At 66.8% G+C, this 16,606-nt stretch carries 20 protein-coding genes and 1 tRNA gene; 5 read left to right on the forward strand and 16 right to left on the reverse strand.

The window, feature by feature from the left end:
- The 3 genes from JNN06_RS00570 to JNN06_RS00580 all read right to left on the reverse strand — a co-directional run.
- Positions 1-1,186 (reverse strand): Tex-like N-terminal domain-containing protein (locus JNN06_RS00570; RefSeq protein WP_291237654.1); only part of this gene is annotated, 1,186 nt, incomplete at its 3' end.
- Between the two features lie 59 nt (positions 1,187-1,245).
- Positions 1,246-2,265 carry an acyltransferase gene (locus tag JNN06_RS00575; RefSeq protein WP_291237655.1) on the reverse strand — a complete coding sequence of 340 codons (1,020 nt, stop codon included), beginning with the start codon at positions 2,263-2,265 and terminating at the stop codon, positions 1,246-1,248.
- 98 nt (positions 2,266-2,363) lie between these two features.
- Positions 2,364-2,440 (reverse strand) — tRNA-His (locus tag JNN06_RS00580).
- Positions 2,441-2,544: 104 nt separating this feature from the next.
- Between JNN06_RS00580 and JNN06_RS00585 the strand changes: the two genes are divergently transcribed.
- A complete protein-coding gene (locus JNN06_RS00585) occupies positions 2,545-2,760 on the forward strand; it encodes a DUF6324 family protein (protein WP_291237656.1) in 216 nt (71 codons plus the stop codon).
- Positions 2,761-2,804: 44 nt separating this feature from the next.
- Here the strand turns inward: JNN06_RS00585 and JNN06_RS00590 are convergent, their stop codons facing one another.
- From JNN06_RS00590 to JNN06_RS00600, 3 genes are all read right to left on the reverse strand, one after another.
- Positions 2,805-3,281: an MmcB family DNA repair protein gene (locus JNN06_RS00590; protein WP_291237657.1), complete on the reverse strand. Its 477-nt coding sequence runs from the start codon at positions 3,279-3,281 to the stop codon at positions 2,805-2,807.
- Positions 3,282-3,637: 356 nt separating this feature from the next.
- Positions 3,638-4,468, reverse strand: a complete 831-nt coding sequence (locus JNN06_RS00595) for a YdiY family protein (RefSeq protein WP_291237658.1) — start codon at positions 4,466-4,468, stop codon at positions 3,638-3,640.
- Positions 4,469-4,769: 301 nt separating this feature from the next.
- On the reverse strand, positions 4,770-5,087 hold the full coding sequence (locus JNN06_RS00600) for a hypothetical protein (RefSeq protein ID WP_291237659.1): 318 nt from the start codon (positions 5,085-5,087) through the stop codon (positions 4,770-4,772).
- A gap of 317 nt (positions 5,088-5,404) precedes the next feature.
- Here JNN06_RS00600 and JNN06_RS00605 point away from each other — a divergent pair, with 317 nt between their 5' ends.
- The gene (locus tag JNN06_RS00605) at positions 5,405-5,539 is read left to right on the forward strand and encodes a hypothetical protein (RefSeq protein ID WP_291237660.1); all 135 of its coding nucleotides are present in this window, start codon (positions 5,405-5,407) and stop codon (positions 5,537-5,539) included.
- Between the two features lie 90 nt (positions 5,540-5,629).
- On the opposite strand, the gene JNN06_RS00610 is transcribed toward JNN06_RS00605, so the two are convergent.
- From JNN06_RS00610 to JNN06_RS00655, 10 genes are all read right to left on the reverse strand, one after another.
- Positions 5,630-6,181, reverse strand: coding sequence for a DsbE family thiol:disulfide interchange protein (locus JNN06_RS00610; protein WP_291237661.1), 552 nt, complete (start codon positions 6,179-6,181; stop codon positions 5,630-5,632).
- Positions 6,182-6,188: 7 nt separating this feature from the next.
- On the reverse strand, positions 6,189-6,344 hold the full coding sequence (ccmD, locus tag JNN06_RS00615; RefSeq protein ID WP_291237662.1) for a heme exporter protein CcmD: 156 nt from the start codon (positions 6,342-6,344) through the stop codon (positions 6,189-6,191).
- The gene (locus tag JNN06_RS00620) at positions 6,341-7,072 is read right to left on the reverse strand and encodes a heme ABC transporter permease (RefSeq protein WP_291237663.1); all 732 of its coding nucleotides are present in this window, start codon (positions 7,070-7,072) and stop codon (positions 6,341-6,343) included. Before JNN06_RS00620 ends, ccmD begins: the two co-directional genes overlap by 4 nt.
- A 40-nt stretch (positions 7,073-7,112) precedes the next feature.
- Positions 7,113-7,769, reverse strand: a complete 657-nt coding sequence (gene ccmB / locus JNN06_RS00625) for a heme exporter protein CcmB (protein ID WP_291237664.1) — start codon at positions 7,767-7,769, stop codon at positions 7,113-7,115.
- Positions 7,766-8,389, reverse strand: a complete 624-nt coding sequence (gene ccmA, locus JNN06_RS00630; RefSeq protein ID WP_291237665.1) for a heme ABC exporter ATP-binding protein CcmA — start codon at positions 8,387-8,389, stop codon at positions 7,766-7,768. The genes ccmB and ccmA overlap by 4 nt, the downstream gene beginning before the upstream one ends.
- Positions 8,390-8,438: 49 nt before the next feature.
- On the reverse strand, positions 8,439-8,792 hold the full coding sequence (locus JNN06_RS00635; protein ID WP_291237666.1) for an Mth938-like domain-containing protein: 354 nt from the start codon (positions 8,790-8,792) through the stop codon (positions 8,439-8,441).
- Positions 8,793-8,795: 3 nt separating this feature from the next.
- The gene (gene secF, locus JNN06_RS00640) at positions 8,796-9,764 is read right to left on the reverse strand and encodes a protein translocase subunit SecF (RefSeq protein ID WP_291237667.1); all 969 of its coding nucleotides are present in this window, start codon (positions 9,762-9,764) and stop codon (positions 8,796-8,798) included.
- 12 nt (positions 9,765-9,776) lie between these two features.
- Positions 9,777-11,474, reverse strand: coding sequence for a protein translocase subunit SecD (gene secD, locus JNN06_RS00645; RefSeq protein WP_291237668.1), 1,698 nt, complete (start codon positions 11,472-11,474; stop codon positions 9,777-9,779).
- 83 nt (positions 11,475-11,557) lie between these two features.
- Positions 11,558-11,884 carry a preprotein translocase subunit YajC gene (gene yajC / locus JNN06_RS00650; RefSeq protein ID WP_291237669.1) on the reverse strand — a complete coding sequence of 109 codons (327 nt, stop codon included), beginning with the start codon at positions 11,882-11,884 and terminating at the stop codon, positions 11,558-11,560.
- 168 nt (positions 11,885-12,052) lie between these two features.
- Positions 12,053-13,069, reverse strand: coding sequence for a zinc-binding alcohol dehydrogenase family protein (locus tag JNN06_RS00655; RefSeq protein WP_291237670.1), 1,017 nt, complete (start codon positions 13,067-13,069; stop codon positions 12,053-12,055).
- Positions 13,070-13,168: 99 nt separating this feature from the next.
- Between JNN06_RS00655 and JNN06_RS00660 the strand changes: the two genes are divergently transcribed.
- The 3 genes from JNN06_RS00660 to JNN06_RS00670 all read left to right on the forward strand — a co-directional run bounded on the left by JNN06_RS00660 (position 13,169) and on the right by JNN06_RS00670 (position 16,580).
- On the forward strand, positions 13,169-13,534 hold the full coding sequence (locus tag JNN06_RS00660) for a helix-turn-helix domain-containing protein (RefSeq protein ID WP_291237671.1): 366 nt from the start codon (positions 13,169-13,171) through the stop codon (positions 13,532-13,534).
- A 291-nt stretch (positions 13,535-13,825) separates the two neighbouring features.
- Positions 13,826-15,115, forward strand: coding sequence for a serine--tRNA ligase (gene serS, locus JNN06_RS00665; protein ID WP_291237672.1), 1,290 nt, complete (start codon positions 13,826-13,828; stop codon positions 15,113-15,115).
- Positions 15,116-15,335: 220 nt separating this feature from the next.
- Complete coding sequence (locus JNN06_RS00670; protein WP_291237696.1) at positions 15,336-16,580, forward strand: peptidoglycan DD-metalloendopeptidase family protein; 1,245 nt, start codon at positions 15,336-15,338, stop codon at positions 16,578-16,580.
- The last annotated feature ends 26 nt before the right edge of the window (positions 16,581-16,606 follow it).

A 16,606-nucleotide genomic window follows, 5' to 3' on the forward strand; every position in this document is an offset into this window, starting at 1 on the left:
TTTCGGTCTCGCGCGAGGCGGTGCCATTGCCGATGGCGATGAGCTTCACCCCATGCTTGGCGATGAGCTGTGCGAGGGTGACTTGCGCGCCGCGCAGGTCGTTCTTGGGCTGGAACGGGTAGACGGTCTCGGTGCCCAGCACCTTGCCGGTGGCGTCGATCACCGCAACCTTCACGCCAGTGCGGATGCCGGGATCAAGCCCCATGGTGGCCTTGCCGCCCGCAGGTGCCGCCAGCAGCAAATCCTTGAGATTGCGGGCAAAGACGTTGATCGCCTCGGCCTCGGCCCGGTCGCGCAGATCGGCCATCAGATCGAGGGTGAGCGAGGTTTTCAGCTTGACCCGCCAGGCCCAGCTGGCCACCTCGCGCAGCCATTGATCGCCCGCGCCGGGGCTGCCAGCCTCCAGCGCCGCGCCGCAGATGCGCTCGGCGGGGGATTGGCCGCGCGGGGCCTCGGCGTCGATTTCGAGGTCGAGGTTCAGAAAGCCCTCATTGCGGCCGCGCAGCATGGCCAGCACGCGGTGCGAGGGCGCGTTTTCCCATTTCTCGCGATGGGCGAAATAGTCGGAGAATTTGGCGCCTTCGACCTCCTTGCCTGCGATGACGGTGGCGGAAAGCTCGGCCACCTGTTTCATATGGCCGCGCAGACGGCCCAGCAGGTCGGCGTTTTCCGACAGGCCCTCGGCCACGATGTCGCGCGCGCCTTCAAGGGCGGCTTTCGTATCGGGCACAGCCTCGGAGAGATAGCCCGCCGCCAGCGCGACAGGATCGGCGCGGCGGTCGGCCAGAATGGCTTCGGCCAGCGGGCCAAGGCCGTTTTCGCGCGCAATCATCGCGCGGGTGCGGCGCTTGGGCTTGTAGGGCAGATAGATGTCTTCCAGCGTGGCCTTGGTATCCGCCGCCAGAATGGCCTTGGACAGATCCTCGGTCAGCTTGCCCTGTTCGGTGATCGAGGCGAGGATCGCGGCACGGCGCGCCTCCATCTCGCGCAGATAGGTCAGGCGTTCGGCCAGATTGCGCAATTGCGTATCATCCAGACCGCCCGTCACCTCCTTGCGGTAGCGCGCGATGAAGGGGACGGTGGCGCCGCCATCCAGCAGCTCGATGGCCGAAACCACCTGCCCCGGCTGGGCGCCGATCTCGCGCGCGATGGTCAGGGGGATGCGGCGGGCGGTGTCCGGAATCATGGGCAGTCCTTGGCTGAAGGTCGGGGGGCGACCATAGCCCGCCGGGCGGCGGGCGCAAGTCAGCTGCGTGACAGGCGGCAGGCGCGCGCCCATCGGGTGAAGACCGGCTCGAACCAGCGGGCCGAGAGGGTGGCGCCCAGCAGCACCCCCGCCCAGAACAGCGCGCCCGAGACCCAGGGCAGCGCGGCGGCGGGCAGGAAGCCCAGTTTCGGGATGAGGTTGTACAGCACGAGAATCACAACCCATTGAATGAGATACATGCCGTAGGAAATCTCGCCCAGCCAGACCATCGGGCGGGTGGCCATGGCGCGGGCGATCCAGCCGCGATCCTGCGCCGTGGCCCAGACCATCAGCGCCATGGGCGCAAGCAGCAGGGCCTCGGGCGCGCCAAGCACCAGCACGGCGGCGAAGCCTGCGAGCGCGAGGGTTTGCGCCAGACCGGCGCGGCCTGCCGGGGGGGCTTGGGTCGCGAGTTGCGCCAGCACCATGCCCAAGGGAAAGGCCACCACACCGCGCAGCCAGGCATGGCGCGAGCCGGTGACATGCAGATCAAGGCTGCCCGCGCCCAAGGGCCACACCAGCGCCAGCCCGGCGAGGCTGAGCGCCAGAAGCGCCAGCCAGCCCCCCCGCCGCGCCAGCACGAAGGCCAGCAGCGGGAAGGCGAGATAGGCGCCGAACTCCACCGAGATCGACCAGCTGGGCGCGTTGAACACATAGCGTTCTGACAGGCCCCAGGCATGGGTCAGCGTGAGTTGCGGCAGCAATTGCCCCGCCTCCTCGGGCGTCATGCGAAAGCGCAGGATCAGCAGGATCGCCAGCAGGGTGGCCAGATGCAGCGGGTAGATTCGCGCCAGACGCCGGACCAGAAAGCACAGCATGTCGCGCAGCCGCAGGCTTTGCGCAAAGGTGCCACCATAGACATGCGCCAGAATGAAGCCACTGAGCAGAAAGAAGAAATCCACCGCGACATGGGTATGGGGCGGAAACCAGCGCGGGGCGAAAATCTCGGTGAAATGGCCCAGCGTCACGGCGCTGGCAGCCAGGCCGCGCAACCCGGTATGGCTTGAAATCGGTGTCACTGGTCACTCCCTGCCCGTCATCGTGCCACCTTGCGCAAGACGGGCCACAAAGCAACGAAAACAAAAAAGCCCCGCGTGACCGCGAGGCTTTTTGAAGATGGTACCGACTCCCCGGCTCGAACGGGGGACCCCCAGATCCACAATCTGGTGCTCTAACCTACTGAGCTAAGTCGGCACTGGCGGCGATGTAGCCCCCTGCGCCGGGGATTGCAAGCCCCTCTCGTGCTTGCCTTGCGGCTTTTTCAGCGCTACGCCCGGCAGGCACAGCAGGAGCAAGCCATGAGCATCAACAAGCAAAGCGATATTGCGGCGAATATCCAGATCGGGCCGACCGATCAGGGGATGGTGCGAATCTTTGTGGAGGCCGAGGGCGGCATTGAATTGCCGCTGGATTTCGACCCCGATGAGGCGGAGGAAATTGCCGAGGAACTGCGCGCCGCCGCCGAGGCCGCGCGGCTGATGGCAGAAGATCGCGGCGGCAAGAAGGGGCGCTGAGGCGCCGGCTTCGCGTTCAGCCCCAGTCTTTCCGCCCCAGCCTTTCAGCCCTGCCCCGCCACCAGCGCCGCATCCCGCCCGAAGGCGGCGGGATCGCGCAGGGCTTGCAGGCGCAGCGCGGCATGGCTGGCGAATTTGCGCGTCACCACCTTGCGCCGGGCCGCAGCCAGCGGGGTTTCGGGCGCCATGCGCAGGATTTCGGCATCGTAATCATCGGCGACCATCAGGCCGCTGCCCTCGGGCAGGATCGTGGCCGGGAAAGCGGCATCCACCGCCCAGAAAAACCGGTCGCACCATTCCAGATAGCCCTGCCATTTGCGGTCGGCGGTGTAATCGCTGCGGCTGGATTTACATTCCACTACCCAGATCTCGCCCTTGGGGCCAAGCGCCATCACATCGACGCGCAGGCCCGGCGCGGGCACAAGCTCCTCGACAGTGACGAAACCCAGGCTGAGCAAATGCCGGCACACACCGCGCGCAAGGCGCTGGCCGGGCAAGAGGAGAGGCGATGCGCTGATCATGCCGCCAGCATGAATAAAAGGTGAACATCGGTCAAGCGCGCGCCGCCGATTTTTCGACGAAAAATCGCAGCTCCGCCGATGCGCCCTTGCCCTGCCCTGCGGCGGCGCCTATCTCTGAACGTGGCGGGTGCTGCTCCTCGCGTGCGGGGCACTTTTCCAGTGGCCGATAAGCAAACGCATGGGGGCTGGCTCTGGCAAGATCCTGGTCTTGTTACCTGGCGCCCACCTGAGACCTCTGGCTCTCGGGAAAACACCGTCACCCACGGTTGCTGCGGGCCCGCCACCCTTTCCCCCCATGAAAAAGGGGCAGGTTTCCCTGCCCCAGTCGCGATGAAAAAGTGCGGGCTGCGGGCCTGTCAGAAGCCCATCACCAGCGACACGCCCAGCTTGTTGTCGGTGCGGATCGCGCGGGCCTCGTTATACTCGGTCAGATAGCTGACGCGGGTGGCGAAGGCGTCGGTCATCTTGAAGTTCACGCCCAGATCGTTGTTCACCCGCAGCGCCGTGTCGGAATACAGGACATCGGTGTCATTGGTGGCAAAGACATTGTCGTTGAACTTGTAGAAGAAGCGCGACGAGGCGATGTAGCCGGTCTCGGTCTCGCTTTGGTCCAGACCGTCTTTCAGATAGCTCACACCGATCCCGGCCTGCACGCGCCAGGCCATGTCATCGGTATTCACCACCCGGTAGCCAGGGCCGAAGCCGAGGAAGGCGTCGGTCTTGGTGTCCTCTGCCGTCGAGGCCAGACCGTCGGTCTCCACCCGGCCAAGGGCGAAGGCATAGAGCCGGTCGTTGAAGAAATAGCTGGCATCATAGACGCCCAGCACGTCTTCCTTGGTTTTCTCGTCATTGTCCTCGGCGAAATCCAGCGCGATGGCGACGTTCTGCACCCAGGGGCCGGAGGCATAGCGCATGCGGGCGCCGGCCGAAAACTCCTGGCTTTCATTGTTGCCGGTCTTGCCCGAATAGCCGAGCGAGGCCGAGCCGGACAGGCCGGGGCGGAATTCCGGGTTACCAAAGCGGGCCACATCCTCCGAGCGGGCCATGTCATCCGACACGTCCTCGGCGATGTCATCCACACGGTCATTCAGGGCCTTGGTGCCCAGCAACTCGCCCTGCGCAAAGGCAGGCGCTGCCAGGACCAGCGCAAGGCCGGACACACCGAGAAGGCGAAGATGATGCGTCATGATCCGTTTCCTTTCACTTGCAAACGGCGCCCGAGGCACATTGCCCGGGCTGTGGTCATGACTTGGGGCGAGGGTCGGGGCGCACAAGGGACGCACAAGGGAAGGGCCAGTTTGGGCCGGGATGGCGGCGGCGGATCGCTGGTTTCGGGGTCTGGACGCGGCGGCATCCTGCCAAAAACACCCCGGTTCCCTCGGCTTCCCCTGGGTCACTCCTCCAGCGTGGAATTCCGGCAACAGGTTGAGAAGGCACAAAAAAACCCGAACCTTTCGGTTCGGGTCGGGGATTTCGCGGTGAAGGGACTTAGCGGCGGCGGTGCAGCGGGCCGCGCGGCGCCTCAACGCGCACCGGAATGGGCGTCAGCGCCGGGACCTTGCTGCCGCCGCGCGGGCCCTCGTCGCGGTCGGCCTGCCGCATCACGGCAATGCCGAACTGGGCGCCTGCGAAAATCACCCCGTTGGAGACGAACATCATCAGCGCGCCGATCCAGCCCGAGGGGGTCTCCAGCACCAGATGGCCCAGATTGGCGATATTGAGCCAGACCATCGCCACCAGAAACACCGCCGACAGCGCAAAGCCGATGGCAACATTGACGATGTAAAGCCGCACGAGTTTGGGCATGGCGATTCCTCCTGATGCTGGATGTGATGCTAGCATGTGGGGCGGCAGGGGCCAGAGACAAAGCGTCACGGGGATGACATCGCTGTGACAGGGCTGCCGGGCGGGCGGCGGGTCGGGTCGGCAGGATGGGCCAACGCAGCGGGGGGCGCCGCTTCAGGCAACAGCCTGTTTCCGAAATCGCGGCCAAACAGCCGCTGGCATTAGGCAGACGTTAAACCGGTGGCGGCAGGATGGGCAAAGGTGCCGGGCCACTTGCCCGGTGCCGCACGACACCCCGCATCCGAACGCCCCCTGCCCCCTTTGCCCCGAGGTCCGCCATGCCGAGCCCGTTTCACCACATCGTCGACATCCACCCGCACCGCCAGCGCCAGCATCGCCCGATCCGCAAAGGGCCGGGCAAGGTGGAGCTGGGGCTTTTCGCGATGGCGGCACTGCTTTACGCGCTGGTGTGATCGCGCCAAGGCCAAGGCGAGGGGCAGCCCTGCGGCCGCGCGCCGTGCAGACCCGGCCCGAAGGGGCGCGGGGTCCGGCCAGCAGCGGCCTTACTCCAGCGCCGCTTTCAAGGCAGGCACGAAGCGGCGCTCGTAATCGGTGCCGACCAGCGGGCCGATGAACTTGAACAGCACCTTGCCATCCTTGCCGATGATGAAGGTCTCGGGCGGGTTGGTGACGCCCCATTCAATGCGGTTGCGCCCGCGCGGATCGGTGGCGAGGGCAAAGAACGGGTTGCCCTCCTCGGCCAGATAGGCGGTGGCGTCGGCATCCTTGTCCATCATGTTGATGCCCGCCACGCGGATGCCCTCGGCGGCCATCTTCATCAGCACCGGATGCTCGGCCCGGCAGGGCGGGCACCAGCTCGCCCAGAAATTCACCACCGTCACTTGGCCCCCCGCCAGATCGGCGGCTTTCAGCAGCGGCACGCCTGGCAGGCCGGTTTCGGGCAGCACCGGCGCGGGGCGCCCGATGAAGGTAGAGGGCAGATCCTGATTGGATTCCGGCGAACCCGCCAGTTGCAAGAGTTTCGGCCCGGCGATCAGCCCGACGAAACCCGCCATCACCGCGACGGGCAAAAAGAACAGGATACGGTTTGCCATGATGCTTTCAGCCCTTCCTGACCCGTGCTTCCGCCGCTTCCAGCGCCGCCTTCACCGCGCGGTAACGCCAGACCGACCAACCGACCAGCGCCGCCAGCAGCGTCAGGCTGACGCCATAGGAGGCCAGCACCGCGAAAGCGTATTTCCCCAGATCCGGCATCATTCCTGCTTCTCCCGCGCTTCGATCACCGCCAGCCGCCGCAGACGGATTTCCGTCACCGTGCGCAGCAGCACAAGCGCCACGAACAGCGCCACAATGCCGATCAGGCAGACGATCAGCGGCCAGTAATAGGCGGGGTCGAGCGGGTCTTTCTCGCCGACCTTCATGATGGTGCTGTCCTGATGCAGGCCCTGATTCCAGAACTTCACCGCATAGCGCGACAGCACCGCAAAGACCGAACCGACGACGCAGAGAACGCCGGTCAGATCGGCGGCGGTGTCGGGGTCTTCGACCGCCTGCCACAGGGCGATATAGCCAAGGTAGAACAGCAGCAGGATGAGGAACGAGGTCAGGCGCGGGTCCCATTCCCACCAGGTGCCCCACATCGGCTGGCCCCAGAAGGCCCCGGTCGCCAGCGCGATCAGGGTGAACACCATGCCCACCGGCGCCGCCGCCCTGGCCGCCAGCGCCGAAACATGGTGGCGCCGCACGATCCAGACCAGCGAGGCCACCAGCATCATGATCCAGGCATTGATCGCCATCATGGCGGCGGGCACATGCAGGAAGATGATCTTGACGGTCGCGCCCTGCTTGTAATCCTCGGGCGTGAAGAAAAAGCCCCAGATCAGGCCGACCGCCAGACAAAGCCCCGCCAGCGGCGCCACCACCGGCAGCACGCGCGCAGCGGTCTCGCTGAACTTCTTTGGATTGGCATATTCCCAGAGTGACATGGGGCTTGGCTAAATCCTTGCGGGCGACGGGGCAAGGCCCTTATCGCAGGTTGATACGAAGGGCTAAGGCCGAGGCGAAGGGCAGCGCCGCCATGGCGCCCAGCGTGATGGCGGCCAGCAGGGCAAGCGGCACGCCCACATCCATGCCCGCAGCCCCGCGTTTCACCACCTCGGCGCCGAAGATCAGCGTTGGCACATAAAGCGGCAGCACGAGGAGCGAGAGCAGCAGGCCACCGCGCTTCACCCCCACCACCAGCGCCGCGCCAAAGGCGCCGATGCTGGAAAGCGCAGGCGTGCCAAGCGCCAGCGAGGCCAGAAGCCAGCCATAGCCCTGCCCCGGCAGATGAAGCAGCACCCCCAGCAGCGGCGCGGCGAGTGTCAGCGGCAGGCCGGTCACCAGCCAATGCGCCAAGGCCTTCACCGCCACCGCGCCCTCCAGCGGGATCGGCGCGGTGGCCAGCAGGTCAAGCGAGCCATCCTCGAAATCCAGCGCGAAGATGCGATCAAGGCTGAGCAGGCAGGCGAGCAGCGCCCCGACCCAGAGGATGCCGGGCGCGATTTTCGCCAGGGTGCCGCCCTCGGGGCCGACGCCCAAGGGGATCAGCACGGCAAGCAGCAGGAAGAAGGCGAGGCCAAGCCCAAAGCCTCCGCCGGCGCGCAAGGCCAGCCGCAGGTCGCGGATCAGCAACGCGATCACAGGAAGGCCTCGTCAAAGCCGTGGCTGGCCTGCACCTCGCCGCGGGCGCGGAAGGGGGTGAGGTCCAGCAGTTGCGCCTCGGGCAGGCCGAGGTCGATATGGGTGGCGATCACCGCCGCCCCACCCGCCGCCAGATGCGCCCGCACCACCGCGCCGAACAGCGCGACCGAGGCCGTATCGAGGCTGACGGTGGGTTCATCCAGCAGCCAGATCGGCCGCCCGGAGACCAGAAGCCGCGCCAGCCCCAGCCGCCGCTTTTGCCCGGCCGAGAGGTTGGCGGCGCGGCGGTCGCGCAGGAGGGTGAGGTTCATGTGCGCCAGGGCTGCCTCGACGCCAGAGGTGCCATGCACGGCGGCCCAGAAGGCCAGATTTTCGGTGACGGTCAGCGTGGCTTTCAGCCCATCGGCATGGGCGGCATAGGCGATGCTTTCGGGCGGCGCCGAGATGGTGCCGCGCAGGCCGGGTTGCAGGCCCGCCAGCGTGCGCAGAAGGGTGGTCTTGCCGATGCCATTGGCGCCGCGCAGGATCAGCGCCGCGCCGGGGGCAAGGGCAAAGCCCAGGCCCTCCAGCACGCAGAGGCCGCCCCGCGCCACCGCCAGATCTTGCACGACCAGTTCCATGGCCCCTCTTTATCCGATGCCGCGCGGATTGGCGCTGCGGCATGGTGCATCATACGGGAAGGAGCGCCAGCGCCACGCGGCGCCCCTCGCTGAGCAGGACGTTATAGGTGCGGCAGGCGGCGGGCGAGGACATCACTTCCAGCCCCAGCCCCGTGGCCTCCACCGCCTCGCGCAGGGCGCGCGGCGGGTGGGCGATCTCGGCCCCCATGCCCAGGAACAGCACATCGGCCTGATCGGCCAGGGCGATCAGGCTGGCCAGATCCTCCAGCCCGCCCCAGGCCCCCGCCCCCTCTGGCGTGATGATGACGGCGCCGTTCAGCACCTTGCCGCCGATGCGGAAAAACCCCGGACCATAGCTTTCGACCGGCTGGGCAGAGCCAAAGGCGATCTCGGTCAGGCGCATGGCTCAGGCCTCCGCCACTTCGGCATCCGCGCCCGGCTCGCCCTCGTGCTTGCTGCGGTCAAGACCCAGCATCAGCACGATGTTCTTGGCCACATAGAGCGTCGAATAGGCACCGATGAACACGCCAAACAGCATGGCGCCGACAAAGCCCCGGATCACATCGCCGCCAAAGATCACCAGCGCGGTCAGCGCCAGCGCGGTGGTGGTCATGGTCATGATGGTGCGCGAAAGCGTCTCGTTGGTGGTCAGGTTCATCAGGTCGCGCAGCGGCATCTCCTTGAACTTGCGCAGGTTCTCGCGCAGGCGGTCAAAGATCACCACGGTATCGTTCACCGAATAGCCAAGGATGGTCAGCAGCGCCGCCACGATGGTCAGATCGAACTTGAACTGGAAGATGGCGAAGACGCCGACGGTGACGATCACATCATGGATCAGCGCGGCCACGCAACCGACGGCGAATTGCCATTCAAAGCGCAGCCAGACATAGATCCAGATCCCCGCCGAGGCCGCCGTCACTGCCAGAAACGCCTTCCAGATCAGTTCGTTCGAGACCTTGGGCCCGACCGATTCGACAGACGGGAAGGTGGCGGCGGGGTCGATCTTCAGCACCGCCTGCTCCACCTCGACGATGGTTTCCGGGGTCACCGCCTCATAGCCTTCCTGCGGGGCGATGCGCAGCATCTTCACATGCTGATCGGCGCGGAACGAAGGGTCAAAGACCTCGGTGATGGCCACCTCGCCCAGGCCCAGCTCGTCCAGCGCGGTGCGATAGGTGGCGATATCCACAGCCTGCGTGCTTTCAACGCGGATCGTGGTGCCGCCCTTGAAATCCACCCCGAAGTTCAGGCCCATGATCGCCACGGCCAGAATGGAGATCACAACGGCGGCAATCGAGGCGCCAAAGGTCAGCCATTGCCATTTGAAGAAGTCGATATTGGTCTTTTCGGGAACCAGTTTCAGACGGAATGCCATGGTTTCCCCTCCTCAGACGATGATGGTCTTCGGGCGACGCCACCCGATATAGATGGCGATGATCGCGCGCGTGACATAGACGGCGGTGAACATCGAGGTGACGATGCCGATGGCGGTGGTGACGGCAAAGCCGCGCACCGGGCCGGTGCCGACAAAGAACATGATCAGCGCGGTCAGCATGCCGGTCACGTTGGAATCGGTGATGGCCGACAACGCCTTGTCATAGCCCTCGTGGATGGCGACGCGCGGGCTGCGCCCGGCGCGGAGTTCCTCGCGCATGCGTTCATAGATCAGCACGTTCGCATCCACCGCCATGCCCATGGTCAGCACGATGCCCGCAATGCCCGGCAGGGTGAGCGTGGCGCCGATCAGCGACTGGATGGCGAACATCAGCGCGATGTTGATGGCCAGCGCGATGACGGTGAAGGTGCCGAACAGGCCGTAAGAGGCGATCATGTAAAGCGCCACGAGGCCCGCGCCGACCACCGCCGCCACCTGCCCCGCGCGCACCGAATCGGCGCCCAGTTCGGGGCCGATGGTGCGTTCTTCCAGGAAGGTCATCTCGGCGGGCAGCGCGCCTGCGCGCAAGAGCACGGCCAGCTCGGTGCTTTCCTCGACGGTGAATTGCCCGGTGATGATGCCGCGCCCGCCGGGGATATGGCTTTGGATGACGGGGGCCGAGATCACCTGATCATCCAGCACGATGGCGAAGGGTTTGCCGATGTTGTTGGCGGTGTAATCGCCGAATTTGCGCGCGCCGGTCGGATCGAACTGGAATTCGACGGCGGGGCGGCTGTTCTGATCGAAAGAGGGCTGCGCATTGGTCAGCTCCTCGCCGGTCACCACCGGGGTCTTCTCGACGATGTAATAGGTGTTTGGATCATCCTGCGCGGGCAGCAGCGCCTCGCGCGGGCCGGGGCGGGCGCCGGCATCCGAGGTGACGCGCACCACCGGGTTGAAGGTCAGCTTGGCGGTGGTGCCGATCAGCGATTTCAGCTCGGCCGCCGAGCCGATGCCCGGCACCTGAATGAGGATGCGGTCATCGCCGACGCGCTGGATGGTGGGTTCGCGGGTGCCGACCTCATCCACCCGGCGACGGATGATCTCAAGGCTTTGCTGCAAGGTGCGCTGATCGGTGGCCAGACGCTCGGCCTCGGACAGTTGCACCACGATCTCGCCATTGTCGGTCGAGACCTCGATGTCGCTTTGCCCCATGCCGGTCAGGGTGGTGACGGGGGCGGCCAGGCTGCGCACCTTGGCCACGGCGGCCTCCAGCCCGGCGGGGTTGGAGATGGCGACGCGCAGCACGCCCTCGGGCGAGGGCTGGCGGCGCACATTGCCGATCTGGTCGCGCAGATCGCGCAGGGCGTCGCGCACATCGGGCCACATGCCGTCGATGCGGGCGGCATAGACATCGGCCACCTGCACCTCGGCCAGAAGATGCGCGCCGCCGCGCAGGTCAAGCCCCAGCGGCACGATGGCCGAGGGCGCCCAATCGGGCCAAAGCGCGCGATCCGCCGCCTGTTCCGGCGTGGCGGTGCCCTCGGGCCTCACCCCGTCCACCTCGGGGCCGCGGGTCTTTTCGATCGCGGCCACGGCGTCATTATGCCGCTCTACCCGGTCATAAAAGGCATTGGGCAGGGCAAACACCAGACCAAGCGCGCAGAGCGCCCAGATCAGCAGGGTTTTCCACAGGGGCGTGTCACTCATGGCGTATCCAGTTCAGGCGTCGAGATCGGGCGCGGCGCGGGAGGCCCATCGAGGGCCTGCGCGGCCCCCGGGGGAACAGGCGATCAGGCAGCCGGTTCGGTCTTGTTCATCACCTGCGCGATGGTTGCGCGCGGGCTTTTCACCACGACATTCGGGGCGATTTCCAGCTCCAGCACGCCATCGTCATGCACCTTCACGACCTTGGCGATCAGCCCGCCTTGCGTCAGCACCTGATCGCCGCGGCGCAGGGCATCGACCATGGCGCGATGATCCTTCATCTTTTTCTGCTGCGGGCGGATCATCAGGAAATACATGATGCCGAAGATCAGGATCAGCGGAACAAAGCTGCCAAAGGCCGAGGCGGCACCGGCGCCACCGGCGGCCTGGGCAAAAGCGGGGGTCACGAACATGGGGCGTCCTTTGGGTTCTTCCCGGTCGGGCCGGGGTGGTTTTCACGGGCATTTCGGCCCAATTTGGTGGCGCACCCTATCCATGCAAGGGGCCAAGCGCAAGGCGGCGCCCGAAGGCGCCGCCGCAGAGTGACCCGGTTGTGATCGCAAACAGGTTGGGGCCTGCGCTCAGGCAAAACCCTCCAGCACGATCTTGCCCCTGGCGCGGCCCGTCTCGATCAGCGCATGGGCGCGGGTGAGGTTCGCCGCCGTGATCGGGCCAAAGCGTTCGGCCAGCGTGCTGCGCAACCGGCCCGCCTCGACCAGCGCCGCCACCTCGGCCAGCAGCGCGCCCTGCGCCGCCATGTCGGCGGTCTGGAACACCGGGCGGGTGAACATGGATTCCCAGTGGATCGACACCGATTTGCGCTTGAAGGGCATGATGTTCAGCTGATCGGGATCGTCGATCAGGCCAAAGCGGCCCTGCGGCGCGATCAGCTCGGCGATCTCGGCCAGATGCTGATGGGTTTGCGTGGTGGAAAAGACGAAAGCGGGGGCGCCAAGGCCCAGGGCGGCCACCTGGGCGGCAAGCGGTTTGGCGTGATCCAGCACATGATGGGCGCCCAGGCCCTGCACCCAGGCCGTCGTCTCGGGCCGCGAGGCGGTGGCGATCACGGTCAGGCCGGTCAATTGCCGCGCCAGTTGCACGGCGATGGAGCTGACCCCGCCAGCCCCGCCGATGATGAGGATGGCCTGCGCCGCGCCCGGCACGGGCCGCGCCACCTCCAGCCGGTGAAACAGCATTTCCCAGGCGGTGATGGCGGTCAGCGGCAGGGCGGCGGCCTCCGGGTCGCTGAGGCTGGGCGGAGCGAGGGCGGCGATGCGGGCATCCACCAGATGATATTCGGCATTGGCCCCGGCCCGCGCGATGGAGCCCGCATACCAAACGCGATCCCCGGCGGCGAAGCCCTTGGCCTCGGCCCCCATGGCCTCCACCTGCCCCACCGCATCCCAGCCCAGCACCTTCCACTGGCCCGCATCCGGCGCGACAGCGCGGCGCACCTTGGTATCGACCGGGTTGACCGAGACGGCGGCGACCTTCACCAGCAGGTCATGCGGGCCGGGCTGCGGGCGCGGCAGGGTGATGTCTTGAAGGGCGCCCGCGCGGTCGATGCTGCCGGGTTGGGTATAGCCGATGGCTTTCATGATGGCCTCCTGATGGGTGTCATGCGCCGAGCTTGCCCTTGCACGCGGATGCAGGCAATATGCACAAAATCAGCCTATACTATCATAAAGGATAGCATGATGGCCAAGCTGCGCCACTCCCGCTTTGACTGCGCGCCCGGCTGTGCGGTGGAGGCGGCGGTGGGGTTGATCGACGGCAAGTGGAAGTCGATCATCCTCTATCAATTGCTGAAGGGCACGCTGCGCTTTGGCGAGATCCACCGGCTGATCCCCAATGTCACGCCGCGCATGTTGACCAATCAGCTGCGGGAGCTGGAGGCGGATGGGCTGATCACCCGCACGGTGTTTGCGCAGGTGCCGCCACGGGTGGATTACGCGCTGTCACCGCTGGGGCGCAGCATGGAGCCGGTGCTGATGGCGCTGAAGGCTTGGGGCGATGCACATATCGGGCTTTACGGCAAGCCGCATGAGGTGGCGGGGGCGTGATCCCAAAGGGGGCGGAAACTGGAAACGCACCGCGTTTCCCCGCCCCTGCGCGCCATTGGCCCGGCAAATCGGGTCCCCTGTGCCCCCAGAGGCCAGCGCCTGCCCTGGCGGGTGCGAAGCGCCCGCCGCCCGAAGGGCGGGCGCTGGCCGGGTGCCTTTGGGGCACCCGGCATCCGGTGGCCACTGTCTCGCATGGCAGAGGCGATGGCCTCTGCCAAGGCGCGCGGTGCCCCCTTCACCCCGCCCCCTCAATGTTGCATAGAAGGGCACCTGCAATCCAAAGGTGATACCATGCACGATATCCGCGCGATCCGCGAAAACCCTGCCGCTTTTGACGCCGCTCTGGCGCGCCGGGGCCTCTCGCCGCTCTCGTCGGATGTGCTGGCGCTGGATGAGGCGCGCCGCGCCGCGATCCGCGCCGCCGAAACCGCGCAGGCTGCACAGAATGCCGCCTCCAAAGAGGTGGGCGCCGCCAAGGCACGCGGCGATGATGCGGAATTCGAGCGCCTGCGCGCGCTGGTGGCCGAGAAAAAGGCCGAGGTCGCCGCGATGACGGCAGAGGCCGGCGTCAAGGATGGCGAGCTGCGCGACATGCTGCTGCGCATCCCGAACAGCCCGCTGCCCGAGGTGCCGGAAGGCGCCGACGAGGCCGGGAATGTGGAAATCCGCCGCTGGGGCACGCCGCGCACCCTCGATTTCGCGCCGAAAGAGCATTTCGACATCGCGGGCGTGAAACCCGGCATGGATTTCGCCACCGCCGCGAAACTCTCGGGCTCGCGCTTTGTGGTGCTGCGCGGCGCGGTGATCCGCGTGCATCGCGCGCTGGCGCAATTCATGCTGGATACCCATGTGACCGAACATGCGCTGACCGAGACCTGGACCCCGGTTCTGGTCAAGGAAGAGGCGATGTATGGCACCAACCAGCTGCCGAAATTCGCCGAGGACAGCTATCAGACCACGAATGGCTGGTGGCTGGTGCCGACCTCCGAGGTGACGCTGACCAATACCGTCGCGGGCGATGTGCTGGACGAGGCCACCCTGCCGATCCGCATGTGCGCGCATACGCAATGCTTCCGCTCCGAGGCGGGTTCGGCGGGCAAGGATACCACCGGCATGCTGCGCCAGCACCAGTTCGAGAAGGTCGAGATGGTGTCGATCACCCGGCCCGAGGACAGCCTGGCCGAACATGCGCGCATGACGGCCTGCGCCGAGGCGATCCTTGAAAAGCTGGAGCTGCCCTATCGCACCATCGTGCTTTGCACCGGCGATATGGGCTTTGGCGCCACAAAGACGCATGATCTGGAGGTCTGGCTGCCGGGCCAGAACACCTATCGCGAGATCAGCTCGGTCTCGGTCTGCGGTGATTTTCAGGCCCGCCGGATGAATGCGCGCTTCCGCCGCGCCGAGGGCAAGCCGGAATTCGTGCATACGCTGAACGGCTCGGGGCTGGCGGTCGGGCGCTGCCTGATTGCGGTGCTGGAGAACGGCCAGCAGGCCGATGGCTCGGTCGATCTGCCCGCAGCACTGCACCCCTATCTGGGCGGCAAGACCCGGATCAGCGCAACCGGCGCGCTGGAATAAGCCAGACCCCGGCAAACACATGCAGGGCGCAAATCGAAGGGCTTGCGTCCTGCCCCCCATTGCGCACAATATGCGCCAATGTTCCAAGGGTATGACCCGGGCCAACCGGGCAGTCATGAGGCGAGCCATGTCAGATATTGCTGTGAAACCCGTTTCGTTTTCGCCTGCCCTGCGCCTGGCCGGGCTCTCTGGCATGCTGGTGCTGCTGGGGGCCTGCTCAATGGGCGGCGGCAAGGCCTTTGACTGGGACTTCCGGCCCGGCAAACTCTCCACTGCCGAAGCGGCGCGCGGCGCGGCGGCCAGCCGCCCGGCGCCGGACGGGCGCGGCGTGATCTCCTATCCCGGCTATCAGGTCGCGGTGGCGCGGCGCGGCGATACGGTCTCCAGCCTCGCGGCGCGGGTCGGTGTCGATGCCGGGGAGCTGGCGCGTTATAACGCCGTGCAGCCGGGCAACCAGCTGCGCGACGGCGAGATCATGGCCCTGCCCCGCCGCGTGGCCGAAAGCGCCCCGATGGCCAGCGCCGCCACGGGCGGCATCACCGGCGGCGCGATCACGGGCGGCGCGATCACGGGCGGCGCCATCAAATCCGGCGCCATCGACGTGAGTTCGGTGGCGGGCAATGCCATCAACAAGGCCGCCCCCAAGGGCGCGCCGCAGGGCTGGCAAACCGGCGCCGCCTCGGCCAGCCAGGCCCCCGGCGTGGAACCCACCCGCCACCAGGTGCAGCGCGGCGAAACCGCCTTCACCATTGCGCGCGCCTATAATGTGGCGCCCAAGGATCTGGCGAACTGGAACAGCCTCGATGCCAACCTCTCGGTGCGTGAAGGGCAATATCTGCTGATCCCGGTGATGGCGGCCGCGCCGGTCACGCCGGTGGCTGCGGCTGTGCCCGAGCCGGTGACCGCGCCGGGCGCAGGCTCGCCCACCCCGGTGCCGCCCTCGGCTGCCAAACCCCTGCCCGCCGTGGACGAGCCCCCCGTGGCCGCCGCGCCCAAAGTGGCCGCAGGTGCTACCACCGCCGCCCCCGGCGCCGTCAAGGGCAGCGCCGTCACCCCCGCCGCCCCGGCACCCAAGCCGGTGGCCGATCTGGGCGCCACCCGCAGCACGGCCTCGGGCGCGAAATTTGGCATGCCGGTCTCGGGCCAGATCATCCGCGGCTATTCCAAGGGCCGCAATGACGGTATCGACATCGGCGCCAGCGCAGGCACCAGCGTCGCCGCCGCCGGGGACGGCACCGTGGCCGCCATCACCAAGAACACCGATGGCGTACCGATCCTGGTGATCCGCCATGCCGACAATCTGCTGACGGTCTATGGCGGCATCGATGCGGTGGCGGTCAGCAAGGGCGCCACGGTGAAGCGCGGCCAAAGCATTGCCAAAGTGCGCGCGGGCAGCCCGGCCTTCCTGCATTTCGAGGTGCGCAAGGGCTTTGACTCGGTCGATCCGACCAAATATCTGCAATAAAGCCAAAGGGGGAAAGGCGCGGCCTT

The organism is Gemmobacter sp., from assembly GCF_016792925.1.
Taxonomy (GTDB): Bacteria; Pseudomonadota; Alphaproteobacteria; order Rhodobacterales; family Rhodobacteraceae; genus Gemmobacter.